General features: G+C 60.0%; 23 protein-coding genes. 15 read left to right on the top strand and 8 right to left on the bottom strand.

Features of this window, described 5'->3' with window-relative positions:
* The first annotated feature begins 5 nt into the window (after positions 1 to 5).
* Entirely contained in the window at positions 6 to 1,088 is a 1,083-nt protein-coding gene (locus tag ACI3K0_RS12800) for a chemotaxis response regulator protein-glutamate methylesterase (RefSeq protein WP_183823989.1), read from the top strand.
* Between the two features lie 18 nt (positions 1,089 to 1,106).
* On the opposite strand, the gene ACI3K0_RS12805 is transcribed toward ACI3K0_RS12800, so the two are convergent.
* Both ACI3K0_RS12805 and ACI3K0_RS12810 read right to left on the bottom strand, forming a co-directional pair.
* Positions 1,107 to 1,295, bottom strand: a complete 189-nt coding sequence (locus tag ACI3K0_RS12805; RefSeq protein WP_183823991.1) for a helix-turn-helix transcriptional regulator — start codon at positions 1,293 to 1,295, stop codon at positions 1,107 to 1,109.
* Entirely contained in the window at positions 1,292 to 1,669 is a 378-nt protein-coding gene (locus tag ACI3K0_RS12810; RefSeq protein WP_183823993.1) for a hypothetical protein, read from the bottom strand. Before ACI3K0_RS12810 ends, ACI3K0_RS12805 begins: the two co-directional genes overlap by 4 nt.
* Positions 1,670 to 1,915: 246 nt before the next feature.
* On the opposite strand from ACI3K0_RS12810, the gene ACI3K0_RS12815 reads away from it, so the two are divergent.
* Together ACI3K0_RS12815 and ACI3K0_RS12820 are read left to right on the top strand one after the other, a co-directional pair.
* Complete coding sequence (locus ACI3K0_RS12815; protein ID WP_183823995.1) at positions 1,916 to 3,094, top strand: ATP-binding protein; 1,179 nt, start codon at positions 1,916 to 1,918, stop codon at positions 3,092 to 3,094.
* A gap of 532 nt (positions 3,095 to 3,626) precedes the next feature.
* The gene (locus ACI3K0_RS12820) at positions 3,627 to 4,346 is read left to right on the top strand and encodes a ParA family protein (RefSeq protein WP_183823997.1); all 720 of its coding nucleotides are present in this window, start codon (positions 3,627 to 3,629) and stop codon (positions 4,344 to 4,346) included.
* An 8-nt stretch (positions 4,347 to 4,354) separates the two neighbouring features.
* Here ACI3K0_RS12820 and ACI3K0_RS12825 read toward each other — a convergent pair whose 3' ends face one another.
* Positions 4,355 to 5,392: an NAD(P)-dependent alcohol dehydrogenase gene (locus ACI3K0_RS12825; protein WP_183823999.1), complete on the bottom strand. Its 1,038-nt coding sequence runs from the start codon at positions 5,390 to 5,392 to the stop codon at positions 4,355 to 4,357.
* 308 nt (positions 5,393 to 5,700) lie between these two features.
* Between ACI3K0_RS12825 and yghU the strand changes: the two genes are divergently transcribed.
* Positions 5,701 to 6,606, top strand: coding sequence for a glutathione-dependent disulfide-bond oxidoreductase (gene yghU, locus ACI3K0_RS12830; RefSeq protein ID WP_183824001.1), 906 nt, complete (start codon positions 5,701 to 5,703; stop codon positions 6,604 to 6,606).
* Between the two features lie 11 nt (positions 6,607 to 6,617).
* Positions 6,618 to 6,995: a hypothetical protein gene (locus ACI3K0_RS12835; RefSeq protein WP_148148581.1), complete on the top strand. Its 378-nt coding sequence runs from the start codon at positions 6,618 to 6,620 to the stop codon at positions 6,993 to 6,995.
* Between the two features lie 40 nt (positions 6,996 to 7,035).
* Here ACI3K0_RS12835 and ACI3K0_RS12840 read toward each other — a convergent pair whose 3' ends face one another.
* Genes ACI3K0_RS12840 through ACI3K0_RS12850 form a run of 3 tightly spaced genes read right to left on the bottom strand, consistent with a single transcriptional unit; the run spans position 7,036 to position 9,472 of the window.
* Positions 7,036 to 7,974, bottom strand: coding sequence for a U32 family peptidase (locus ACI3K0_RS12840; RefSeq protein WP_246435996.1), 939 nt, complete (start codon positions 7,972 to 7,974; stop codon positions 7,036 to 7,038).
* Between the two features lie 5 nt (positions 7,975 to 7,979).
* The gene (locus ACI3K0_RS12845; RefSeq protein ID WP_183824003.1) at positions 7,980 to 8,957 is read right to left on the bottom strand and encodes a peptidase U32 family protein; all 978 of its coding nucleotides are present in this window, start codon (positions 8,955 to 8,957) and stop codon (positions 7,980 to 7,982) included.
* Positions 8,948 to 9,472, bottom strand: a complete 525-nt coding sequence (locus ACI3K0_RS12850) for an SCP2 domain-containing protein (protein WP_183824005.1) — start codon at positions 9,470 to 9,472, stop codon at positions 8,948 to 8,950. The genes ACI3K0_RS12845 and ACI3K0_RS12850 overlap by 10 nt, the downstream gene beginning before the upstream one ends.
* Before the next feature lie 110 nt (positions 9,473 to 9,582).
* Here ACI3K0_RS12850 and ACI3K0_RS12855 point away from each other — a divergent pair, with 110 nt between their 5' ends.
* The 6 genes from ACI3K0_RS12855 (at position 9,583) to scpA (ending at position 16,775) form a co-directional block, all read left to right on the top strand.
* Positions 9,583 to 11,124 carry a UbiD family decarboxylase gene (locus ACI3K0_RS12855; RefSeq protein ID WP_183824007.1) on the top strand — a complete coding sequence of 514 codons (1,542 nt, stop codon included), beginning with the start codon at positions 9,583 to 9,585 and terminating at the stop codon, positions 11,122 to 11,124.
* The gene (locus ACI3K0_RS12860; protein WP_343062443.1) at positions 11,121 to 11,693 is read left to right on the top strand and encodes a UbiX family flavin prenyltransferase; all 573 of its coding nucleotides are present in this window, start codon (positions 11,121 to 11,123) and stop codon (positions 11,691 to 11,693) included. The genes ACI3K0_RS12855 and ACI3K0_RS12860 overlap by 4 nt, the downstream gene beginning before the upstream one ends.
* Complete coding sequence (locus ACI3K0_RS12865) at positions 11,686 to 12,795, top strand: NnrS family protein (RefSeq protein ID WP_183824011.1); 1,110 nt, start codon at positions 11,686 to 11,688, stop codon at positions 12,793 to 12,795. The genes ACI3K0_RS12860 and ACI3K0_RS12865 overlap by 8 nt, the downstream gene beginning before the upstream one ends.
* A gap of 31 nt (positions 12,796 to 12,826) precedes the next feature.
* Positions 12,827 to 13,309: a hypothetical protein gene (locus ACI3K0_RS12870; protein WP_246435999.1), complete on the top strand. Its 483-nt coding sequence runs from the start codon at positions 12,827 to 12,829 to the stop codon at positions 13,307 to 13,309.
* Between the two features lie 85 nt (positions 13,310 to 13,394).
* Positions 13,395 to 14,096 carry a DUF2161 domain-containing phosphodiesterase gene (locus tag ACI3K0_RS12875; protein WP_183824013.1) on the top strand — a complete coding sequence of 234 codons (702 nt, stop codon included), beginning with the start codon at positions 13,395 to 13,397 and terminating at the stop codon, positions 14,094 to 14,096.
* A 513-nt stretch (positions 14,097 to 14,609) separates the two neighbouring features.
* The gene (gene scpA / locus ACI3K0_RS12880; protein ID WP_404945373.1) at positions 14,610 to 16,775 is read left to right on the top strand and encodes a methylmalonyl-CoA mutase; all 2,166 of its coding nucleotides are present in this window, start codon (positions 14,610 to 14,612) and stop codon (positions 16,773 to 16,775) included.
* A 3-nt stretch (positions 16,776 to 16,778) separates the two neighbouring features.
* Here the strand turns inward: scpA and ACI3K0_RS12885 are convergent, their stop codons facing one another.
* Complete coding sequence (locus ACI3K0_RS12885) at positions 16,779 to 17,774, bottom strand: LacI family DNA-binding transcriptional regulator (protein WP_183824018.1); 996 nt, start codon at positions 17,772 to 17,774, stop codon at positions 16,779 to 16,781.
* A 119-nt stretch (positions 17,775 to 17,893) separates the two neighbouring features.
* On the bottom strand, positions 17,894 to 18,610 hold the full coding sequence (locus tag ACI3K0_RS12890) for a GntR family transcriptional regulator (RefSeq protein WP_183824020.1): 717 nt from the start codon (positions 18,608 to 18,610) through the stop codon (positions 17,894 to 17,896).
* A gap of 239 nt (positions 18,611 to 18,849) precedes the next feature.
* Between ACI3K0_RS12890 and ACI3K0_RS12895 the strand changes: the two genes are divergently transcribed.
* The 4 genes from ACI3K0_RS12895 to ACI3K0_RS12910 all read left to right on the top strand — a co-directional run bounded on the left by ACI3K0_RS12895 (position 18,850) and on the right by ACI3K0_RS12910 (position 23,204).
* Positions 18,850 to 19,941 carry an ABC transporter ATP-binding protein gene (locus tag ACI3K0_RS12895; RefSeq protein ID WP_404945374.1) on the top strand — a complete coding sequence of 364 codons (1,092 nt, stop codon included), beginning with the start codon at positions 18,850 to 18,852 and terminating at the stop codon, positions 19,939 to 19,941.
* 33 nt (positions 19,942 to 19,974) lie between these two features.
* Entirely contained in the window at positions 19,975 to 21,264 is a 1,290-nt protein-coding gene (locus tag ACI3K0_RS12900) for a PotD/PotF family extracellular solute-binding protein (RefSeq protein WP_183824024.1), read from the top strand.
* 207 nt (positions 21,265 to 21,471) lie between these two features.
* On the top strand, positions 21,472 to 22,383 hold the full coding sequence (locus ACI3K0_RS12905; RefSeq protein WP_148148593.1) for an ABC transporter permease: 912 nt from the start codon (positions 21,472 to 21,474) through the stop codon (positions 22,381 to 22,383).
* 2 nt (positions 22,384 to 22,385) lie between these two features.
* A complete protein-coding gene (locus tag ACI3K0_RS12910; protein WP_183824026.1) occupies positions 22,386 to 23,204 on the top strand; it encodes an ABC transporter permease in 819 nt (272 codons plus the stop codon).
* The last annotated feature ends 10 nt before the right edge of the window (positions 23,205 to 23,214 follow it).

Below are 23,214 nucleotides of genomic sequence, written 5' to 3' on the forward strand. Positions count from 1 at the left end.
AAAGCATGGGCGGTAAAATTCGTGTCCTGATCGTCGACGACTCGGCGAGCGTGCGGCAGACGCTCTCGACTCTTTTGTCGGAAGACCCGGATATCGAGATCATGGGGGTCGCCAACGACCCGTTCATGGCCGCCAAGAAACTGCGCGACGAAATACCGGACGTCATCACGCTCGATGTCGAGATGCCGCAGATGGACGGCATCACCTTCCTGCGCAAGCTGATGTCGCAACATCCTATCCCGGTTGTCATGTGCTCGTCGCTGACAGAAACCGGCTCGGAGACACTGATGCAGGCGCTTGAGGCCGGTGCGGTCGATATCATCCTCAAACCCAGGATCGGGGCTGCCGACCATCTGGCCGAACATGCCGAACAGATCCGCCAGACGGTGAAGGGTGCGGCGCGCGCCAGCGTTTCCAAGCTGCGGGCGAGCCGCCTGAAGGAACGTCCCGTCCAGGGCAAGCTGACGGCCGATGCCGTACTGCCGCCGCCGAAGATCGGCGCGATGGCGAAGACGACGGAAATGGTCGTCTGCGTCGGCGCCTCGACCGGCGGCACCGAAGCGCTGCGCGAACTGCTGGAAGCGCTGCCGGCAAATTCGCCGGGCATGGTCATCGTCCAGCACATGCCGGAAAAGTTTACCGCCGCCTTTGCCAAGCGCTTGAACAGTCTTTGCGAAGTCGAGGTGAAGGAAGCCGTCAACGGCGACCCTGTCCTGCGCGGCCATGTGCTGATCGCGCCGGGCGACAAGCACATGCTGCTGGAGCGCCGCGGCGCACGCTACGAGGTTTCCGTCCGGGAAGGCCCGCTGGTCAGCCGGCACCGGCCCTCGGTCGACGTGCTGTTCCGCTCCGCCGCACGTTCCGCCGGCGCAAACGCGATGGGCGTGATCATGACCGGAATGGGCGACGACGGCGCGCGCGGCATGAACGAAATGCACCAGGCCGGCGCATTCACGGTGGCGCAGGACGAGGCAAGCTCGGTCGTGTTCGGCATGCCGAAGGAAGCCATCGCCCATGGCGGCGTCGACCGGATCGTCCCGCTCGACCAGATCGCGCGGGAAATACTGGCGGCGGACAAGCGGCGGTAACGCCTGACGCCGCGCAGCTTACTCTTCGAAAATAGCCTCGATCCTGCGCTCCAGCACGCGGGCAATGGCAAATGCCAGCGGCAGGCTTGGATCGTAACGCTCGTTTTCGATCGCGTTGACCGTCTGGCGCGATACAGAAAGCCGAGCCGCAAGCTCACTCTGCGACCAGCCTTTCTCGATGCGGAGAGCCTTCAACCTGTTCTTCATCGAAAGCGCCGGGCACTGATCAGGCCGCCGACCATCCAAAGCACCGCCATCAGCGGCCAGACGAAAAACATCGAAAGCTTCGGGTAGCCGACATTTTCGAGAAACCCGTAGCTGAAGGTGACCAGAGCGGTTCCAGCAAAGGCCAATGACAGTGCTTCCAGCTGGATCCGGTGCTGAAGTTCATCAGACGACCTCACCTGCCTCATGACGGACAGCGCCACAGCCGCCCCCGGCAACATAGGCGTCAGCGCAACAACGGTTTTCCAACCACCCTCAATCTCGCTGATATTGAGAAACCATACGGATCCGACCAGCACGACCATATAGGCGGCCATGCTCGCGCTGAATTCGACAATGAAACGACCTCTGTGCATATCTCGCTCCTGTAAAGCGTCCTTTACATAGCGAGACAATCATCATGTCAAGCTTGCTTTACATTTCGATCCGAGAGGAATGAGAGGTAATATTTGCTTTGCGGTCTAAACGGGCGTTGCCTCACCCGCATCTATCGCATCGGTAATCACAGCAAGTGATCATCAAGTTTTTTAGGCTAAGCCACGCATGACAGCCTCCCGACTCATGTTATGTCAGTTGGCGACAAAATGTTTCGCGAGTCTCCTATGGATGTCTCCCAAGCCGCGATTGACGCGTTGGTTGCAGCGCCGACCGAGAGTTTGAAAGTAGAGCTAAAAAGATGGCTTGACCTCGATAGTTCGCGGGGTCAAGCAAAGATTGCTATCGGTTGCATGGCTCTGCGCAACCGAGACGGCGGCTATCTCATCATAGGCTTCGATGACAAGACATTGTCGCCTGACGAGGCTGATAGGCCTGCCGACGTTCAAGCCGCCTTTCATCCTGACAAGGTTCAGGAGATCGTTTCTCGTCACTCCTCCGATTTGTTCGAGATTAAAGTTCGATATGGAGTGAGAGACGGCTTGCTTTACCCAGTCCTCATAGTAGATGAAGGTGTTCGAGTGCCCGTCGCCGCAAAACGCGAGTTGATGGATGAAGCGAAAACCAGACATCTCGTCAGACAGGATGCTGTATATTTCCGCACATTAAGGTCTAATGGGATGGTCAGTTCATCTGCGGCTACGCATGCCGATTGGAATGACATCTTGGATATCTGTTTCGAGAACCGCGAAGCAGACATAGGGAGGTTCCTACGCAGGCATCTTGGTCAGAATTCAGCCCATCTTTTTTCGGGTCAACCGATTGAAGAACCCGACGCTGCTCTTCGTCGCCGCGCGTTCGAATTATTGGACAGCGGTCTGAAGAAACAAAAAGCAGTATTCGAAAGTGAGGAGTTTCAAGAACGATCGACTCGCTTTCACCAGCTTGGCAGATGGAGTGCGGCACTTGTCTTGGACCCACCACTTATAGCGGATGATTCATCCCTTGAGTTCTACCGAACCGTAACTTCTTCCAATCCTAGATATACCGGATGGCCGATTTGGCTCGACTCTAGTGGATTTGCAGTAGCGGAGTACCGCCCGCGCAAAAAGGACAAGGGGTGGGAGTCAGTTATTGTCAGCAACAATCAAAGTTGGTCGGACCATGCCGATTTTTATCGATTTCATGCACGGGGAGATTTCTTTTTGTCACGCGTCATGGAAGATGATCTGACCGACAAGGTGGAACCGCACACTGCGTTCGACGCTGGGCTAACGATTTATCGAGTAGCTGAAACCATTGCGGTAGGTCTCGCTTTTGCGAAAGCACTTCATGTCTCTGATAATACGCGTCTTGCTTTCGCTTTCAGGTGGGATGGAATCTCAGGACGCGAGCTTCGCGCATGAGCCAATCCGATGCGGTATTTCTCATCATGGGGTATCGCCCATGATAACGTTCTAGATGGGTATACGGTAGTCCCTAATGAAACTTCTCCGTCCGCAATCGCACTTTACGTAAAGGAAGCTACGGACGCACTCTGCAGTGCCTTCAACGGTTTTGATTATCCGCTAAATGGCATTGAGCAAGCTGTGGAAAAGATGACCTCAAGGACTTGGTAATATAAGCAAACAACTTATTCCCCCTTGTCGAGCCATCCAGATCGGCGAATCTTAGGCATCTCTGCAAATTGGGCGAAGCGTCTCCATCCGCGCTACGTCCCCCACAGCGAAACCATACTAATCCAGCATCAAGATAGTGGTTTGCTCGTCAGCAGGAGGAGGATGGAATGGATTTGTCAGGCCGACAGCAGCCTCCGACAAAACCTCACACCCCAATCTTCACCCCACATTAACCATATCTGCCAACAATAGGCCCCGCGCATCATGAGGGTGCGGCCAGAGCCATTATCGGCTCGCAGCCGAACAGGTTCCCTTAAGAATGCCCGTCATCACTTTCGCCAATACCAAGGGCGGCGCCGGCAAGACGACTGCGGTGCTTTTGCTTGCAACCGAGCTTGCACAGGTCGGTTACCGCGTGACCGTGCTCGATGCCGATCCGCAGCGCTGGATCTCGCGCTGGCACCAGCTTTCGCCCGGCCTGCCGCGCCTCAACGTGATTTCCTATGTGACGCAGGCATCGATCGAGCGGCATATCGCCGACAACCGCTACACGACGGATTATTTCATCGTCGACCTTCCGGGCGCGCAGAGCCCGCTGCTAGCCAAGGCGATCGGCCTTTCCGACCATGTGCTGATCCCGATCCAGGGCTGCGCCATGGATGCCCAGGGCGGCGCGAACGTGCTGGAACTCCTGCGCTTCCTCGATGACAAGGCAGGCATCAAGGTTCCGCATTCGGTGGTGCTCACCCGCGTCAACTCGATGGTGACGACGCGCGCGCTTCTGGCTGTCAAAATGCTGCTTCTGGAACGGGGCGTCGAGGTGCTCGGCACGCCGATCATCGAACGCGCCGCCTTCCGCGATATCTTCGATCTCGGCGGCACGCTGCACACGATGGACGAAAGCCGGATCAGCAATCTCGACAAGGCAAGGCAGAACGCCCGCAATTTCGCGCTCGAAATGCTGCGGCACGTGCCGCTCCGGGGCACCAAGCCGATTTCGGAGCAAACGACCGCCCGCCGTTTCTGGCAGGCGGCCTGATCGAGCTTTTAAGCTTTCACCTTGATCTGCAGCTTGACGTCGGACGCATGTCCGGCGGCAGCACGCTCGAAGGCGGCGATCGATTCCTTGAAATCGAACGTGCCGGTGATCAAAGGCTTGAGGTCGACCTTGCCCGAGGCGATCAGTTCCAGCGCCCGGTCAAAGATGTTGGCGTAACGGAAGACGGTCTCGATGCGCACTTCCTTGGAGATCGCGCTTGCCACGTCGAACGGCACCGGCTCAACGGGCAGGCCGACCAGAACGAAGGCGCCGCCGGGCCGCACGAGATCAAACATGCCCTGATAGGCCCTGGGGCTGCCGCTTGCCTCGAACACGACATCGACGCCCCAGCCGGACGTTTCCTCTGCAATCACATCGGCAAACGACTGCTCACGAACATTGACCGGGATGATGCCCGGATATTGCGCGGCGATCTTCAGTTTGTCGGCGCTCAGATCCGAAACGAACACGCGGGCGCAGCCGCCGGCCAGAGCCGCCAGCGCCACCATGATGCCGATCGGGCCGGCGCCGATGACGGCCGCCACATCGCCCGGCTGCAATCTGGCGCGGGTCGCCGCCTGCATACCGATCGCAAAAGGCTCGACCATTGCGCCTTCTTCGAAAGACACATTGTCGGGTAGCTTGTAGGTGAAGGCGGCGGGGTGGACGGTATAGGGTGCGAGCACACCATGGATCGGCGGTGTGGCCCAGAAGCGCACGTCAGGATCGACATTATAAAGGCCGAGTTTCGAGGCCCGCGACGAAAGGTTCGGGATGCCCGGCTCCATGCAGACACGGTCGCCGACCTTGAGGTTCTTCACCTCCGAGCCAATCTCGACCACCGTTCCGGCAGCCTCGTGGCCCAGCACCATTGGCTCGCGCAGCACATAGGGGCCGATCGCACCGTGAGTGTAATAGTGCACGTCGCTGCCGCAGACGCCGACGGTGTCGATCTCGATCTTCACGTCGCCCGGCCCAACCTCCAGCGGAAGATCGATCTCCCTCAGCGCCAGCTTGCCTTTTTGCTCCAGTACAAGAGCCTGCATTTCGTTTTCCTTCCCTATTGCCCGGAACCGCCCGGCCGCCGTTTCGGCAGGCCAGGTCATGGGGTGTTCATTCCAGCCTCGACAACCATAACCGTGCAAAAGCAGTTATGCGACTGGGCTTGATTGACAAATGAGAAATATTTCAGGGAGCAAACTTTTGCTCATTTCCCTTGTGCCGCATGAAAAAATGCGCCTCGCCTGACAGCTATCATCTTTATAGAAGTCGGCGGTAGCAGGTGGCCAGCCAGTTCCTATATTGGACCCGGCGCAAGCCGCTTTTATGGCGCGATGAGCAAGGACAGATTTCGATGACCGATAAATCCCCCGCCGACAATTTCCCCGCAGGCTACGAACCTTCAAAGGTCTGGACCTGGGAAAAGGGTAATGGCGGCCAGTTTGCCAATATCAACCGGCCGATCGCCGGCCCGACCCAGACCAAGGAACTGCCGGTCGGAAAACACCCGCTGCAGCTTTATTCGCTCGGCACGCCGAACGGCGTCAAGGTGACGATCCTGCTCGAAGAGCTTCTGGCGGCAGGCCATCCCGGCGCCGAATACGATGCCTGGCTGATCAGGATCGGTGAGGGCGACCAGTTCGGTTCGGGCTTCGTCGATATCAATCCGAACTCGAAGATCCCGGCATTGACGGACCATGCGCCCAGGGATGGCGGCAAACCCATCCGCCTGTTCGAATCGGCTTCGATCATGACCTATCTGGCGGAAAAATTCGGCGCCTTCCTGCCGACCGATGTTCGCACGCGGGCCGAAACGCTGAACTGGCTGTTCTGGCAGATGGGCTCGGCGCCCTTCGTCGGCGGCGGGTTCGGCCATTTTTATGCCTATGCACCGATCAAGATCAAATATGCGATCGACCGCTACGCGATGGAAACAAAGCGCCAGCTCGACGTGCTCGACCGGCATCTTGCCGAAAACCAGTTCATGGCAGGCAAGGAATACACGATTGCCGACATGGCGATCTGGCCGTGGTACGGCAATCTGGCGCTCGGCCAGGCCTATGGCGATGCCGGTGACTTTCTCGACGTTCAGAGTTATACGCACCTGCAGCGCTGGACGGCGGAAGTTTTCGCCCGGCCGGCGGTAAAGCGTGGGCGCATGGTCAACCGCATGTCGGGTGATCCCTCCGAACAGCTGCACGAGCGTCACGACGCTGCCGATTTCGACACCAAGACGGCCGATAAGGTCGCAAAAACGTAAAGGACCGAGACATGGCAAACCTGCCCGAAATGACCAAACATCGCGGTTTTCCGGGCGGCCTGCCAGGGACTGGAACCCAGTTCACCATCCGTCGCGCCAATCCCAAGGGGGTCACGCCGCTCAAGGCCATCCCCCGTAAGGCGCGGCCGGGCACCAAGGAACACCGCGTCGATGCGGCCTTCCTGCATGCACTCTGGTTCTATTTCGGCGACCAGCCCTTCGAGCGCGGCAATCTCGATGCCGCGCGGCTCTGCCTGCTCTTCGGCCGTGAAGTGATGCCGGCGGACAAGGATTTCGATCCGCTGTCCTACGAGTCGCTGCTCGTCATCAACGAAAAAGTCGCCCGCCAGAACTTTCCGGAAAGCTTCGACGAGATTTTTGAAGTCTGAGGCAGCCCTTCACGGGGCTGCCCGCAACTCACTTCTGTAATCAAGCCGGCCATGCGGCCTGCAGGCTGCGGGTGCGCGCCACCCAGACCGCGCCTTCCTTGGCGTGGTGAAAACCGTTGGCGAGCGGGGCTGCGGCGTAGAGCTGCCGAAGTTTTGCAACACCTGCATCCGCATCCACCGCTCCGTCCAGAACAGCACGATGCAGTTTTGCCACCGCCACCATGTCGCAATCCTGCGGCGACAGGCGGAACGAGCGCACCCCGGCTTCGACCAGATGATCCAGTTCGCCCAGCAGTGACTGGCAGGCATGCGACACGGTCTGCACGCCGTTCAGCGCCAGGAAGGACTGTCGGTCGAGCGTGCGCACCGGCAGCCCATCGGGATCTTCACCGCAGACGAACTGGCAATTGTCCTTGATCTTGCCCTTGGAACGGGCATGGGCGCAGCGTGCGGAAATGGCGAGCGGCATGCGGCCGAAGGCAAAGACCTCGAAATCGATATCCGGCAATTCGGCGACGATTTCCTTCACCGACGAGAAAGGCAGTTCCGGCGGCAGACAGATGCGTTTTGCGCCTCGGCCGGCCAGCAGCCTTGCGGTCGGCGCGTTATAGACATTGACCAGCGGCCCGATCGTATGCGGCTTGTCTTTCAGGATCGCCAGCGCCGAAAGATCATTGGCTTCCATCAGGTGCTCGCTTACCTCAGCCATTTCGCGGATCTGCTTGCTCTCGCGGTTGAGCGTCACCAGCGCCAGCGTCGACAGGATCACCGTCTTGCCGGCATTTTCCAGACGCTCCACCACCTCGGCCAGATGCGGCTCGATGAAATGCTGGCGTTTCGAACAGACGGTCTCGCCGATCACCACCCGATCGACCGGTGCCTCGTCGGCGATGCGGAAGTGAAAGTCCCGCCACTTTTCCGCATTCCAGAGATAATAGACCGGCCCGAGCGTCAGGCTGGTTTTTTTCATATCGGTCATGACGCTTATCTCCAGCGTTTCTCGTAGGCGCCGGACGTCGTTTTCTGTCCTTCGCTCATGGTCCGCAGGCGCGCCAGAAGCGGCGCGCGGCGATCCGGCGGGCTGTTCAGCGCCGCCTTTATGGTCGACACGACTTCGGCCACATAGGCCTTGCCGCGCTGCCGGCCTTCGATCTTCAGCGCCTTGACGCCGGCGGCTTTCAACGCTTCCAGTTCCCCCATCACGTCGAGCGAGACCGGATCCTCGAAGGCATACCCATTGCTGTCGGCAATATCGAACCGGCCCTTACAGAGCGTTGGGTAACCGGCCGCCTCGCCTGCCGGAAAGCGGTTGATGGTGAACTCGCCGAGTTCGGACACCAGTTCGCCGCCATCCTTGCGATAGCGCACATGGCTTGCCGGCGAACAGACGCCGTTCATGTTCGGCGATTTGCCCGTCGCGTAGGACGAGAGCGAACAGCGGCCTTCCGCCATGACGCAGAGCCCGCCGAAAACGAAGACCTCCATTTCGCAGCGGATATTCTTGCCGATCCGGGCGATGTCGGCGATCGTCAAGGTGCGCGGCAGCACGACGCGCTGGGCGTTGAAGGCATCGACGAGGAAATTGATCGCGTCGGGATTGGAGGCTGAGGCCTGGACCGAGACATGCAGCCTCTGCTGCGGATATTTTTCCGCCACATGCGCCATCAGGCCGAAATCCGCCAGAATAAGCGCATCGGCGCCAAGCGCCACTGCATCAGCCGCGCCCCTGTACCAAATCTCCTCTGCACCTGCGCGCATAAAAGTGTTGAGCGCCACGAAGGTCTGGGTGCCCTTGCGCTTGGCATAGGCGATCGCTTCCCGCAGTTCCTCGCGGGAGAAATTCAGGCCGGGGAAATTGCGGGCATTGGTTTCGTCACGAAAACCGCAATAGACGGCATCGGCACCGGCATCGACGGCCTCGTGAAAGGCTGCCGGCGTGCCTGCGGGGCAGATCAGTTCCATGCTGCGGCTTCTCCTGCGGGCCTGTTTTGATCCTTCAGCGCACGGTCACGGATCTCGCCGATCACCCGCCTTGCAATCGGCGCCAGCGGACCGGCAAGCTTCGCCAGATCCTTCTGCAGATCGATATTGCTGGCATCGAGCGCATTGCGCATGGCCAGCATCGCTTCCATGTCTCCGGTCACCGAAAGATCACGCGAGAAAAACAGCGCATCGGCATCACAACGCCCTTCCATCAGGCCTAAAAGCAGGAAAAGCGGTGCCTCTGTCACCGCATCCGCCTCGATTTCCACCGGCTTGCGCAGCACCGAGATCTCTTCCCTACCCGGCACCACGACAAAGGCAAGCGGCAGATCGGTCGGCAAAAAGGCGAAGCGTTTGTCCCCATGTTCGTCCAGCCGTTCGAACAGGCCCGGATGCGCCTTTGAAATACGGCCGAACATCAGCCTGCAGATCCGCTCGATCAGCGGGATCGGGATCATATGGAGTGGCGCGGAAAGAATAGGCGGTATCAGCATGGGCGGACGACATTTTTCGTTTCAGGGTTCCATGGAAGGTAAATCCCTCGTCCGCAAAACCACTTGAGCTATGACAAGGACGATTGGAAAATCTCTCGGCACAGAAAGGCATGACCCAACAAACCGCCTCCGCCCGAGCCTTGACCCCAGCCCTCAGGCGCCATGACGACCTGCAGCATTTTGCCCGGGAACTCGAAAATCGCGGGTTGTTGAAGCGGATATCCCGGCCGGTCAGCCTGGTGCACGAGGTGACGGAAATTCACCGCCGCGTCCTTCAAGACGGTGGCCCGGCCCTGTGGTTCGAAAAGCCGGTCGATGCGGATGGCAACGTCGTCCAAATCCCGCTTCTCGCCAATCTGTTCGGCACGCGCGAGCGGATCGAACTCGGTTTCGGGCTGGAGCCGGGCAGGATCGGTGACCTGGCAAAGCTTCTGGGAGAGTTGCGCGAACCCAAGCCACCGGCATCGCTTAAAGATGCGGTCGGCAAATTGCCGATGCTGCGCTCCGCATTGTCGCTCGGCGTGCGCCGCCAGACCAGCTGGGCGCGCAGCCAGGAACAGCTGCTGATCGGCGACGAGATCGACCTCAACAAACTGCCGATCCAGTGGTGCTGGCCGGGCGAACCCGCGCCGCTCGTCACCTGGCCGCTCGTCGTTACCCGCGGCTTCGAGGACGAGAACGACGTCAATCTCGGCGTCTACCGGATGCAAAAGCTCGGCCGCGACCGGCTGATCATGCGCTGGCTTGCGCATCGCGGCGGCGCAGGACACCACCGGCAATGGCAGAAGGCCGGGCAGGACATGCCGGTCGCGATTGCCATCGGTGCCGACCCGCAGACCATTCTTTCCGCCGTCATGCCCTTGCCTGAAGGGATGAGCGAACTTTCCTTCGCCGGTGTGCTGCGCCGTCGCCGCAGCCGTGTCGTCAAGGCGAAAACCCAGCCGCTTTACGTTCCAGCCAATGCGGAAATCATCATCGAAGGCACGGTCTCGGCGTCCGAGATGGCCGATGAGGGGCCCTACGGCGACCATACCGGCTATTACAATGCCGTCGATCGTTTCCCGGTCATGCAGGTGACCGCGATCACCATGCGCAAGAAGCCCGTCTATCTGTCGACCTATACCGGCCGGCCGCCGGACGAACCGTCGGTTATGGGCGAGGCGATGAACGAGCTTTTCATCCCGCTGGTGAAAAAGCAGTTCCCGGAAATCGTCGACCTGTGGCTACCACCGGAAGCCTGTTCCTACCGCGCCATCGTCGTGTCGATCGACAAGCGTTACCCCGGCCAGGCGCGGCGGATCATGCTTGGCCTCTGGTCGATGCTGCCGCAGTTCAGCTATACCAAACTGATCATCGCGGTCGATCCCGACGTCAATGTGCGCAGCTGGCCGGACGTCATCTGGGCGCTGTCCACCCGGTTCGACGCCTCGCGCGACATGGTGGTGCTCGACAATACGCCGATCGACTATCTCGACTTCGCCTCGCCGAAACACGGCCTCGGCGGCAAGCTCGGCCTCGATGCAACCGACAAGATCGGCGCGGAGACCGACCGCGAATGGGGTCGGGTTCTCACCATGACACCCGAGGTCAGGGACCGCGTTTCAGCCATGTGGAGCGAACTCGGCCTCGGCCCTGCCGGAGAAAACCCGTGAAGCGCGTTGTGCTCGGCGTCGCCGGAGCCTCGGGAGCGGCGATCGCGATGCGGATCGGCGAGCTGCTTGCAAACCTCCCGGATGTGGAGCTGCATCTCGTCGTCTCCGACGCAGGAAAACGAACGATCGCCCATGAACTCGGCCCGGATGCGCTCGGCAATCTCGCCAAACTCGCAAGACACATTTACTCGGCTAATGATATCGGAGCCACGATCGCCAGCGGCTCGTTCAAGACGGCTGGCATGATCGTCGCGCCCTGCTCCATGCGGTCGCTTGCAGCAATCGCCACCGGCCTTTCAGACAATCTCCTCACCCGTGCCGCTGACGTGCACCTCAAGGAACGGCGAAAGCTGATCCTGCTCGCCCGCGAAACACCGCTGCATCTCGGCCATCTTCGCAACATGGTCGCGGTCACCGAGATGGGAGCGACCATCATGCCTCCCGTCCCCGCCTTCTACCGGCGCCCGGAAACCATCGCCGACATCGTCACTCACATCGCCGCCCGCGCCATCGACCAGCTTGATCTCGGACAGTCGCCACTTGCCGTCGAATGGGACGGCAATGCCTGAGGGAAACGCGCAGACACAAGCGCCTTTCGACTATTTCCGCATCGCCTTTTTCTTGGCCGCACTCACCGCCATCCGGGCGATCGCCTTCCCCTCGGAGATCTGGCAGGGCGATTATTCTCGTCACGCCAACGAGTTGATCTTCGGTTTCATGCTGGTGCAATTGTTCGGCTTCATGCTGAAAGCGCTGCCGCGCTGGGTCGGTCGGCCGATCCTTGCACCGCCGTTGATCCGGCTGTTTCTTTTCGCCCAGGCAATCGCCTTTCTGCTCGGCATCTACGATCTCGTCCTCGGCGCGCAGCTTCGGTCGCTCATCGGCCTTGCGGCTGTCATTGCCCTTTCCGTCACGACGATCCGGGCACGGGCAATCATGGCCTTTCCGCTGCTGGCGCTTGCCAGCGCCCATGCAGGCACCGGCGTCATTGCAGCCTTCGATCTCTGGCCGGGCGCCACCATGCTCGGCTTCTGCCTGATCCTTGCGATCTGTTTCGAGGTCGGCAACCGCATTTTCCCGATGGTTATCGATTCCGGCCGCACGCGCGACGGCCGTCCATCGCGACCGCTTCCGGCGAAATGGATTTCTCTCACCCAGCGGATCAGCAGCCTGCTGACATTGCTTCTCTGGGCCTTCGACCTCCCCTATGCGCTTGCAGCTGCACTCGCCAGCATCAGCGGAATCATCTGGCTCGCTCAAATTGCGCCCTGGCATGCCTTCCAATATGGCGGCGTGCGCTTCATGAGTTTCGCAATGCTGTCGAAACGCGTCGGTTTTCTGCTTCTTGCGATACAGGCATGGCCGGGAAGCACGATGCCGCTTGCCGTGCCTCAGCATGTTCTGGCAATCGGCGGGCTCGCCTCGCTTGCCGTCGCGATTGCCACATCGATGGTCAGAAAGCGCAACGGCCAGTCTTTTCAGCGCTCGTTCCTCGGCACGACAACCTATCTCTGCCTTGCCGGCGCACTCGCGCTGCGTGTCGCTTACGCGCTCTATCCCGAGCATGGGCTTGGCCTGCTTCACGGTGCACAGGGTTTCTGGCTTGCCGGGTTTGCGGGTTATGCGGTGCTTGTACTGCGCCGACGCAACACACCCAATTGCTCGCATTGATTTCGGGCTCGCTTATTGAGACGATGAGGAAATGGCGCTCGACCCTGGAAACGCCGAAGAGGAGTTGAACCCGATGCCGCTCCCATTCTTCCTCCAAATGGCAAAACTGCCCGATCCCTTCGACTGGCTGAAACCGCGCTGGCTCAAGCGGTGGACAAACCGTCAAAAAGCGCGAAATGCCATCCTTCACAATTCCCGCAAGCCCAAGCTGACGCCGGAAGAAGCACGCCGCGATCATCGAGAGATGCTGCGGTTTCTCGGGCTCAATGCGCTTCTCGGCATTTCCATCGGCATCAGCGTCGGCATTGCCCTGATCGCGCTCGATATCGGCGGCCTGAGGGGGCTTATCATGCGGGCAACAAACCCGATCCTGCCGCTTTTCCTCGTGCTGGTGCCCTTTGCCTGCCTGTTTGGCGGGGCGGCTGCGGCCTCTGCCATTCTCACGCTTCCCTATGAAAGCAAGTTTCAGGAAGACGAGGAGGACAAGTCCGAGGACGAACCCGCATCCCGTTGAATTCTGATCGGCAGACGGTCGGCACAAGGGTGGGTTTGTAGATGCAAATCAGCTATCGGTCACTGATCACCGATATCAGGCTGGCATGGAAACCTCGCTCTATCTCCCCGTCAAACGGTTCCTCGAAACTTGCGGCTATTCGGTCAAGGGAGAGATCGGCGGCTGCGATGTCATAGGCTTAAGCGAAGGCGACCCGACCGTAATGGTCGTCTGCGAGCTGAAACTCAGCTTCAATCTCGAACTGATCCTGCAGGCGGTCGACCGCGCGAGTTCGGCCGACGAAGTGTGGATCGCCGCCCGTGTCTCGGCAAAGGGCCGCGGCCGGGAGGCCGACAAGCGTTACCGCGATCTCTGCCGCCGGCTCGGCATCGGCATGCTCGGCGTGTCGGACAAGGGAGAGGTCAGCATCCTCGTCAGCTCCGTCTCGCCGATGCCGCGCACCAATCCGAAACGGCGCACCAAGCTCATCAAGGAGCACCGCAAACGACAGGGCGACCCGGCGCTTGGCGGCTCGACCAAGGTCCCGATCATGACCGCCTATCGTCAGCAGGCGCTCGCCTGTGCCGCGGCACTTGTAGACGGCCCACTCCGGCCGCGCGATCTCAAAGCCATCACGCCCAAGGCTGGCGCGATGCTGCGCGACAACTATTACGGCTGGTTTGAGAAGATCGACAAAGGCGTCTATGGCCTAAGCGGGGATGGTGCGAAGGCGGTGGAGACCCTGGTGCCTGCAAAAGTTGAAGCAGAATCCTTTGCGGAGTCGGCGCTTCAGGAAAAAAACCTCTAAAATCATTTCCTCAATCGTCCCCGCTCTCTCATCCCATGCCTACAATCCCTCCGTTCCGTCACGGATACACCGGCAGTCGTGCCGGCGAGGCGGGATCGGTTCTGGTGATGGAGGGAGGACGTAAATCTCCACCGCCGGGGTCCGCGGAAAATGGTCTCCCTCCGACGACACGGGGGAGGCGGTGAGGTTTCGGACCGGACCTTTCCGCTTCTGTTGCCCGAACGGCGCGTCGGATGTGCCTGTGCGGCACACATGGTGGCCTGAAGGATGGTTTCGCCGGGCTTTTAAAGTCCGCCCGTGAAAGCGGGAAACCCGGCGGTAAAGGATCATCCGGCAAGGCCACGGCAGAGGGACCGGAGTCGCGGATAAAAACTGCCGAACGGGGCGCTGAGAGGTGTCACCTATAAACTTAAACTAAGAGGCAGCTTTCAGCGCCCCGTCCAAGTTCTATATTGATCACCACGGCGTTTCTAAAACGCGCGTGAACGAAACCGCATGTTCAGGAGGAAACCGGTGTCGGATAACAGCTCGAAGCCGCATCAGCAGGCCAATAAGAAAGATTGGGAAACGCTTGCCGAAAAGGAACTGAAGGCATCGCCCGAAACGCTGACCTGGCATACGGCGGAAGGGATCGACATCAAGCCGCTTTACACGGCGGCGGATCTTCAAGGCATCGATCACCTTGATACGATGCCGGGTATCAGACCATTCGTGCGCGGACCGCGCGCCACCATGTATGCCGGAAGACCCTGGACAATCCGCCAATATGCCGGCTTTTCCACCGCCGAAGCCTCCAACGCATTCTATCGCCGCAATCTCGCCGCCGGCCAGAAGGGTCTTTCCGTCGCCTTCGACCTTGCCACCCATCGCGGTTACGATTCGGATCATCCGCGCGTCGAGGGCGATGTCGGCAAGGCAGGCGTGGCGATCGACAGTGTCGAGGACATGAAGATCCTGTTCGACGGTATTCCGCTGAAAGACATGTCGGTGTCTATGACGATGAACGGCGCGGTCATACCGATCCTCGCCTCCTTCATCGTTGCCGGCGAAGAACAGGGATGCGCGCGCTCGGAACTTTCGGGTACGATCCAGAACGACATCCTCAAGGAGTTCATGGTCCGCAACACCTACATCTACCCGCCCGAACCCTCGATGCGGATCGTTGCCGATATTATCGAATATACTGCGAAGGAAATGCCGCGCTTCAACTCCATCTCGATCTCCGGCTATCACATGCAGGAGGCCGGTGCGACGCTTGTACAGGAACTGGCCTTCACGCTGGCCGATGGTCGCGAATATGTGCGGGCGGCACTCGCCAAGGGGCTGAATGTCGATGATTTCGCCGGACGCCTGTCCTTCTTTTTCGCCATCGGCATGAATTTCTTCATGGAAGCGGCAAAGCTCAGGGCCGCGCGCCTGCTCTGGTCGCGGATCATGCAAGAGTTCGAACCGAAAAAGGCATCATCATTGATGCTTCGAACCCATTGCCAGACATCCGGCGTCTCGCTGCAGGAACAGGACCCTTACAACAACGTCATCCGCACGGCCTATGAGGCGCTGTCTGCCGTTCTCGGCGGCACGCAATCGCTGCATACCAACGCGCTGGACGAGGCGATGGCGCTGCCGACGGATTTTTCCGCCCGCATCGCCCGCAACACCCAGTTGATTCTTCAGTACGAAACGGGGGTCACCAAGGTCGTCGATCCGCTGGCCGGGTCCTATTACGTCGAAAGCCTGACCAACGAGCTGGCGGAAAAAGCCTGGGAGCTGATCGAAGAGGTCGAGAAACTCGGCGGCATGACCAAGGCGGTTGCCGATGGCCTGCCCAAACGCCTGATCGAGGAGGCGGCAACACTGCGCCAGGCCAAGGTCGACCGGGGACAAGAGATCATCGTCGGCGTCAACAAGTTCCGGCTGGAGAACGAAGACGATATCGACATTCTGGCGATCGATAATTCGGCCGTGCGCAAGTCGCAGATAGATCGGTTGGAAAAGGTTCGCCGCCAGCGCGATCCGAAACGGGTCGAAGAGACGCTGGCCGCCCTTTCCGAAGTTGCGAAATCCGGCACCGGCAATCTGCTGGAAGCCGCAGTCGAGGCGGCGCGCGCGCGCGCCACAGTCGGCGAAATATCCGATGCTATGCGCCAATCCTTCGGCGATCATGCCGCCGTGCCGGAAGTGGTGGGTAATATCTACGGCCCGGCCTATAGCGACGATCCGGAATACAAGACGATCGTGAGCCGGCTATCCGATTACGGGAAATCGACCGGCAAGCCGAAGATCCTCGTCGCCAAGCTCGGCCAGGATGGGCACGACCGCGGTGCCAAGGTGATTGCTTCGGCCTTCGGCGATATCGGCTTCGAAGTGCTGGCCGGCCCGCTGTTCCAGACGCCGGAAGAAGCGGCCGATCTGGCGGTGAAGGAAAAGGTGCAGGTCGTCGGCATGTCGTCGCTTGCGGCCGGCCACCGGACGCTTGCGCCGCAACTGGTGGAAGCGCTGAAGAACAAGGGTGCAGAAAACATTATCGTCGTGGTCGGCGGCGTCATTCCGCGGCAAGATTACGAGTATCTGCTGCAAAACGGCGTCGCAGCCGTATTCGGACCCGGCACCAACGTCCTCGATGCAGCGAATTCGATCATCGACCTGCTCGAAGGCAAAAGGAGGAATGCGGTCGCCTGACCGTCAGGGCTTGGAAAAGCTCTTGCGGAACACGATCTGCGGGATGACCCGCTCACAGGCGCGCGGCTCGTCCGGGTTCTGCTGCCGCCGGTCGAGCAGCATCACGGCGCGCGCCGCGATCGCTGCCGGATCCTGCCGGAACGTGGTGAGGCCGTAACTCAGCCATGCCGCCTCCGGCACGTCGTCAAAGCCGATCAGTGCCACGTCATCCGGCACCGACAAGCCGAACTCCTGACGGATCACATCCATCGCGCCGAATGCCAGAAGGTCGTTGGCGCAGAAGATCGCGTCGGGACGCTCGCCTTCGAAAAACAAGGTGCGAGCCGCGATGATGCCGCTGTCATAGTCGGAATCGCGACCATGGGCGATCCGGACCTCGAAGCCCAAAGCGTGGGCGGCGGCAACGAATGCATTTTCGCGTTCGGCAATGCTGGGCGTGGCGGACCGGGAGCCGATGACCGCCAGCCGCCGGCGTCCGGCGGCGATGAAAGTGTCCGCCGCGTCCCGCGAAGCCTCGGCGTTGCCGGCGAGAACGCGGTCGGCATCGGGCTCGGAGCGGCCGATGACGACAAGCGGCTGGCCGTTGCGCTGGGCAAGTTCGAAAAAACTCGCCGGCGGCGAGCCGGACAAGATGACGGTTGCTTCCGCGCGATGGCCGATCAACATTTTTTGGGCGGCCAGAAGCTCTTCTTCTGTCTCGCCGGTATTGATGAGGACGGGAATGGAGCCGCGGCGAATGAGCGCCTTGGTCAGTGCCGCCGTCAGATGCGCACGAAAACCGATTTCCGGCTTGGTCGCCACCACGCCGACTAGCCGGCTCTGGTTGGCAAGCACACCGCGGGCAAGATCGTTGACGTGGTAACCGAGTTCCTCGGCCGCTTTCAAAACCTTCTCGCGGGTCGCGGGTGCAACGCTTGCGCCTTCCGTGAAGGTTCGCGATACGGCTGAACGCGAAACACCCGCGAGCTGCGCCACCTGTTCAGCGCTGACAAAGCGCATTTTCCTGTCGTCTCTCATGCTACATTTCACGCCTGTTTGCTGCACAGCCGTGCAGACCGCGTGAAATGTCTTAAAGACCGACATTTACAGTGACATGACAGTCGGCCACGAAAAAAGGCCTATGTGATCGCGAGCGCATCCTTCAGCGCCACGCCTTGCTTCGGCTGCAGGTCGAGATCGGCTTCGATGTGGTCGATATGATGCAGCATAAGGTCGGCTGCACGTTTGGCATCACCGCGTTCGATCAGGTCGAGAATGGCAAAATGTTCGCTGTGGCCGCAGCTCGACACGCCGGAGCGGCCGTAAAGCGCAATGACCAGCGATGAGCGCGCCACGAGTTCATCCATGAAGCGCTGCAGGATTGTATTGCCGGCAACGGAGGCCAGCATGAGATGGAAATCGCCAGATGCCTTGATTTCCGCCCGTCTTGCTGCCGGGCCGCGCTCGTTCATGTAACGCTCTTCCTCGACCAGCTGTTCGCGAAAACGGGCGATGTCTTCCGCCGTGATCCGCTCGGCGGCACCGGTAACGATGCCCGGCTCGATCAGGCGACGGGATGCAAAAATCTGCCGCGCCTCATCCGGCGTCGGGTTCGAAACGAAGGCACCGCGGTTACGCTCGGTCTTCACAAGCCCTTCGAAAGTGAGCATCTGCAGGGCGGCGCGTGCCACCGTGCGGCTGACGTCGAAAAGCGCGCCAACTTCCGCTTCCGACAGTTTCGTCCCCGGTGCCAACCGCCGGTCTATAATGGCGTTGCGCAAGGATTCGCGGATCGCCATCGAGCGGTCTTCAGTCAAGGTATCGGGAGAAGGAGAGGTCTTTTCGAGCAAGGTCATAGGTTTTCGTCCGGCATGCCCTTGTTCTAACGCGTTGCAGGGGCCTCTGCATAGTGGGATGTTTTGCAATCCCATATTCAGATTGCATACAATTTGAACAGGCGATCGAAAACTATCGCTGCAATTTTGCGCAACCGCAAATATCGAAAGACGCCGCGATCGAAAATATCGTTGATCTTCAAAGGAGAATTGAACTGGCACGGCTCCTGCATCACCAAGATAATCGCAGGAGAATGCCTATGAGCAAAGCCGCTGAAATAGACATCGTATCCGTCTCCAAGATCTATGGCGCCACCACGGCCGTTCATGAGATCAGCCTGAAGATCCCGGCCGGCACCTATTGCTGCCTGCTCGGTCCTTCGGGCTGCGGCAAGACCTCGACGCTTCGGATGATCGCCGGGCACGAAAGCATCTCGACCGGCGATATCCGTCTCGGCAACGCCGTCGTCACCGACCTGCCGCCGGCCAGGCGTGGCACGGCGATGATGTTCCAATCCTATGCGCTATTTCCGCATTTCGACCTCGTCGACAATGTCGCCTTTTCGCTGAAGATGAAGGGCGTCGAAAAGGACGAGCGCCGCGCCAAGGCGCTCGACATGCTGAAGCTGATGCAGCTCGAAGCCTATGCGACGCGCCGCCCGGCGCAGCTTTCCGGCGGCCAGCAGCAGCGCGTGGCGCTTGCCCGCGCTCTGATCACCGATCCGGAAGCGCTGCTGCTCGACGAACCGCTTTCGGCGCTCGATCCGTTCTTGAAAATCCGCATGCGGGCTGAACTGAAAAAGCTGCAGACCTCGCTCGGCATCACCTTCGTGCATGTGACCCACAGCCAGGAAGAGGCGATGGCGCTGGCCGATATCATCGTCATCATGAATGACGGGCGCATCGAGCAGGCCGCCCATCCACGCACCGTGTTCGAGCGGCCGGCCACCGCCTTCGTCGCAAAATTCATGGGCGACCATAACGTGATTTCCGGCCGTGTGACGAAAAGCGAAGGCGACGCACTGATGATCTCGGTGCCGGCCGGCGGTGATTTTCTCGCTATCGGCGCCGATATTGTCGGGCTGGCCGACACGGCTGACATTGCCGTGCGCACCGATCACGTGCGTGTCGCGCCGGCCACGGAGGCGGGGCTGGGCTTTACCGGTTCGGTCTCCAATGTCGAATATCGCGGCTCTTCGGTGAAGCTCACCGTCAATGGCGCCGGTGTGGAGGATTTTACCGCCATCCTCAGCGACAAGGACTTTTTCGCCAACCCGGTGAAGGTGGGCGACGCGATTCCGCTCAGTTGGGAGCGTCAGGACGCTCTCGTACTGGGGCGGCTGAAGCATTGAAACATAACAATAAACCTCAAGAGGAGAACTGACATGACGGACACCACCAAGACGACGAAGGGCATTTCCCGCCGCTCGCTTTTGAAAACGGCATCGGCTGCTGCCGGTCTTGCGGCCGGTTCGGGCGCGATTACCGGCTTCCCGACAATCTGGGCGCAGAACCCGATCACGCTTCGCCAGTTCGGCACCGGGGTTTCGAACCTCAATGCGATCGCCGAGAAGTGCAAGGCCGATCTCGGCATCACGCTCGAAATGACGGCAACGGATTCGGATGCCGCCGCCCAGCGCGCCGTCACCCAGCCGAAGTCCTATGACATCGCCGATATCGAATACTGGATTCTGAAGAAGGTCTATGCCGCCGGCGTAATCCAGCCGATGGATACGAAGAAGCTGAAATATTACGACAAGGTCGTGCCGCTGTTCAAAAACGGCAAGCTCAAGCCCGACAGCGTCATCGCCCAGGGTACTGCACCGCATACGGTCGGTTTCGTCGAAAAGCCGGGCGACAAGACCTTTGCCAAGGAAGAGACCCAGTATTTCACCATGATGCCGACGATCTACAATGCCGATACGCTCGGCATTCGTCCGGACCTGGTCGGTCGCGAGATCACCACTTGGGCCGATATCATGGACCCGAAGTTCAAGGGCAAGACCTCGATCCTCAACATCCCGTCGATCGGCATCATGGATGCCGCGATGATCATGGAAGCGCTCGGCAACATCAAATATGCCGACAAGGGCAACATGACCAAGGAAGAGATCGACAAGACGATCGACTTCCTGATCAAGGCCAAGCAGGACGGCCAGTTCCGCGCCTTCTGGAAGTCATTCGACGAGTCGGTCAACCTTATGGCTTCGGGCGAAGTGATCATCCAGTCCATGTGGTCGCCGGCGGTTGCCGCCGTGCGTTCCAAGGGCATCGCCTGCAAATACCAGCCGCTCAAGGAAGGCTATCGCTCGTGGGGTGGCGGTCTCGGCCTTGCTGCGCACCTGACCGGCGCACAGCTCGATGCAGCCTATGAATATATCAACTGGTACACATCCGGTTGGGTCGGCGCCTATCTCAACCGCCAGGGCTATTATTCCGCCTGCATGGAAACCGCCAAGGAACACATGTCGGCCGACGAATGGGGCTACTGGATCGAAGGCAAGGCCGCGGCCGGCGATATCGTCGCACCGGACGGCAAGGTCATGGAAAAGGCCGGCGCCGTGCGCGACGGCGGCTCTTTCGAGGAACGCATGGGCCATGTCGCCTGCTGGAACTCCGTCATGGACGAAGACCGCTACATGGTCCGCCGCTGGAACGAGTTCATCGCGGCTTAAAAGTCTGTGGCAGCGCCAAAAAGCTGCCCCTCACCCTAGCCCTCTCCCCGTTTACGGGGAGAGGGGACGTGCCTCGCTCGACGCTGGCGAAGAATGGGAGACATCACGGCTTGCCACCTTCTCCCCGCTTGCGGGGAGAAGGTGCCGGCAGACTGATGAGGGGCACTTGCTCCGACAAAACTGGCAGTTCCCGAGGGAGAATATGCAATGGCGACGATCACATCGACGGATACCGAAAATGCGGGGCGGGTTCGCAGACAGGGCTTTCGGCTGTCGCTTGCCGTCGTCTCATATCTGCAGGCGATTCCGCTGACGTTGATCCTCGGCTTCTTTCTCCTGTTGCCGATCCTGATGATCGCAGTCGTCAGCTTCTGGGACTACGACTTCGCCCAGATGTATCCCGACTTCCTGACGATGAACTATGCCGAAACGCTCGGTTCATGGGTTACCTGGAAGACCTATCTCAATACGCTGAAATATGCCGTGCTGGTCTGGGCGATCACCCTGTTCATCGGTTTCTGGGTCGCCTATTTCCTCGCCTTTCACATCCGCACGACATCGATGCAGATGGTGCTGTTCCTGATCTGCACCGTGCCGTTCCTGACATCGAACATCATCCGGATGATCTCGTGGATCCCGGTTCTCGGGCGAAACGGGCTGATCAACTCGGCGCTGGTGGGGTCCGGGGTAATTTCGGAGCCCGTGGAATGGCTGCTCTATTCCGATTTCGCCGTCGTGCTCGCCATGGTGCATCTCTACACGCTGTTCATGGTGACGCCGATCTTCAACACGCTGATGCGCATCGACAAATCGCTGGTCGAGGCGGCACGCGATGCCGGCGCCTCTTCCTGGCAGATCCTGTCAAACGTCATCATTCCGCTTGCCAAGCCCGGCATGGCGATCGGCACGATCTTTGTCGTGACGCTGGTCATGGCCGATTTCTCCACCGTGCAGGTCATGTCCGGCGGGCAGAGCGCGTCCGTGGCGCTGATGATGAAAAACCAGATGTCGCTGCTGCAATACCCCGCCGCCGCCGCCAATGCCGTGGTGCTGCTGGTACTCGTGCTGATGATGGTCGCCGGCATCCTGCGGATCGTCGATATCCGGAAGGAGCTTTAAAGATGTACCGCGAAAAACGCTCCCGGGAATTCTACCTTCTCGCCATCTTCTTTGCCGTCTTCGTGCTTTTCCTCTATGGGCCGCTGTCGGCGATCCTGATCCTGTCCTTCCAAGGGCCGAATGGCGGCCTGACCTTCCCGCTCAACGGGGTGTCGCTGCGCTGGTTCGCCAACCTGTTCGAGACCCAGGCGGTGGGCGATTTCGGCGGCTCGTTCCGCCGCTCGGCGATGCTCGGTATCATGGTGATGCTGGTGACCGTCATCGTGTCGCTTCTGGCAGGGCTTGCCTTCCGGCGAAAATTCATCGGCGCGACGGCACTGTTCTATCTGGCGGTCGCAAGCCTCGTCGTACCCTCGATCATCGTTTCGCTCGGCATCGGCGTGCTGTTCAGCCAGCTCGGCCTGCAACCGGCCTGGTATTCATCGGCCTTCGGCGCGCATCTGACCTGGACGCTGCCTTTCGGCGTGCTGATCATGTTCGCGGTGTTCAACCGCTTCTCGCCAGCTTACGAGGAAGCGGCGCGGGACCTTGGAGCATCCTCCTGGCAGACATTCTCGAATGTCGTATTGCCGATGATCGCGCCGAGCCTGATCGGCGTCGGCCTGTTCGGCTTCACGCTTTCCTATGACGAATTTGCCCGCACATTGATGACATCAGGCTCGTTCAACACGTTGCCGCTGGAAATCTACGGCATGACGACCAATGTGACGACGCCGGTGCTTTATGCGCTCGGCACGGTCACCACGGTCTTTTCCTTCCTGGTGATTGCCGGCACGCTCGGCCTGATCGTCCATCTCAACCGCCGCAGACAGCGGAGCTGACATGCAGCCC

The organism is Rhizobium sp. ZW T2_16 (assembly GCF_044987325.1).
GTDB classification, from domain to species: Bacteria; Pseudomonadota; Alphaproteobacteria; order Rhizobiales; family Rhizobiaceae; genus Neorhizobium; species Neorhizobium cellulosilyticum.

Bases quoted from the DNA above. Each gene is read 5' to 3' on its own strand.
- ACI3K0_RS12910 (WP_183824026.1), top strand. From the start codon at position 22,386: ATGTACCGCGAAAAACGCTCCCGGGAATTCTACCTTCTCGCCATCTTC.
- ACI3K0_RS12855 (WP_183824007.1), top strand. From the start codon at position 9,583: ATGACCCAACAAACCGCCTCCGCCCGAGCCTTGACCCCAGCCCTCAGG.
- ACI3K0_RS12865 (WP_183824011.1), top strand. From the start codon at position 11,686: ATGCCTGAGGGAAACGCGCAGACACAAGCGCCTTTCGACTATTTCCGC.
- ACI3K0_RS12895 (WP_404945374.1), top strand. From the start codon at position 18,850: ATGAGCAAAGCCGCTGAAATAGACATCGTATCCGTCTCCAAGATCTAT.
- yghU (WP_183824001.1), top strand. From the start codon at position 5,701: ATGACCGATAAATCCCCCGCCGACAATTTCCCCGCAGGCTACGAACCT.
- ACI3K0_RS12820 (WP_183823997.1), top strand. From the start codon at position 3,627: ATGCCCGTCATCACTTTCGCCAATACCAAGGGCGGCGCCGGCAAGACG.
- ACI3K0_RS12885 (WP_183824018.1), bottom strand. From the start codon at position 17,774: ATGCGCTTTGTCAGCGCTGAACAGGTGGCGCAGCTCGCGGGTGTTTCG.
- ACI3K0_RS12890 (WP_183824020.1), bottom strand. From the start codon at position 18,610: ATGACCTTGCTCGAAAAGACCTCTCCTTCTCCCGATACCTTGACTGAA.
- ACI3K0_RS12850 (WP_183824005.1), bottom strand. From the start codon at position 9,472: ATGCTGATACCGCCTATTCTTTCCGCGCCACTCCATATGATCCCGATC.
- ACI3K0_RS12870 (WP_246435999.1), top strand. From the start codon at position 12,827: ATGGCGCTCGACCCTGGAAACGCCGAAGAGGAGTTGAACCCGATGCCG.
- ACI3K0_RS12900 (WP_183824024.1), top strand. From the start codon at position 19,975: ATGACGGACACCACCAAGACGACGAAGGGCATTTCCCGCCGCTCGCTT.
- ACI3K0_RS12835 (WP_148148581.1), top strand. From the start codon at position 6,618: ATGGCAAACCTGCCCGAAATGACCAAACATCGCGGTTTTCCGGGCGGC.
- ACI3K0_RS12845 (WP_183824003.1), bottom strand. From the start codon at position 8,957: ATGGAACTGATCTGCCCCGCAGGCACGCCGGCAGCCTTTCACGAGGCC.
- ACI3K0_RS12840 (WP_246435996.1), bottom strand. From the start codon at position 7,974: ATGACCGATATGAAAAAAACCAGCCTGACGCTCGGGCCGGTCTATTAT.
- ACI3K0_RS12810 (WP_183823993.1), bottom strand. From the start codon at position 1,669: ATGCACAGAGGTCGTTTCATTGTCGAATTCAGCGCGAGCATGGCCGCC.
- ACI3K0_RS12825 (WP_183823999.1), bottom strand. From the start codon at position 5,392: ATGCAGGCTCTTGTACTGGAGCAAAAAGGCAAGCTGGCGCTGAGGGAG.
- ACI3K0_RS12800 (WP_183823989.1), top strand. From the start codon at position 6: ATGGGCGGTAAAATTCGTGTCCTGATCGTCGACGACTCGGCGAGCGTG.
- ACI3K0_RS12805 (WP_183823991.1), bottom strand. From the start codon at position 1,295: ATGAAGAACAGGTTGAAGGCTCTCCGCATCGAGAAAGGCTGGTCGCAG.
- ACI3K0_RS12815 (WP_183823995.1), top strand. From the start codon at position 1,916: ATGGATGTCTCCCAAGCCGCGATTGACGCGTTGGTTGCAGCGCCGACC.
- ACI3K0_RS12905 (WP_148148593.1), top strand. From the start codon at position 21,472: ATGGCGACGATCACATCGACGGATACCGAAAATGCGGGGCGGGTTCGC.
- ACI3K0_RS12875 (WP_183824013.1), top strand. From the start codon at position 13,395: ATGGAAACCTCGCTCTATCTCCCCGTCAAACGGTTCCTCGAAACTTGC.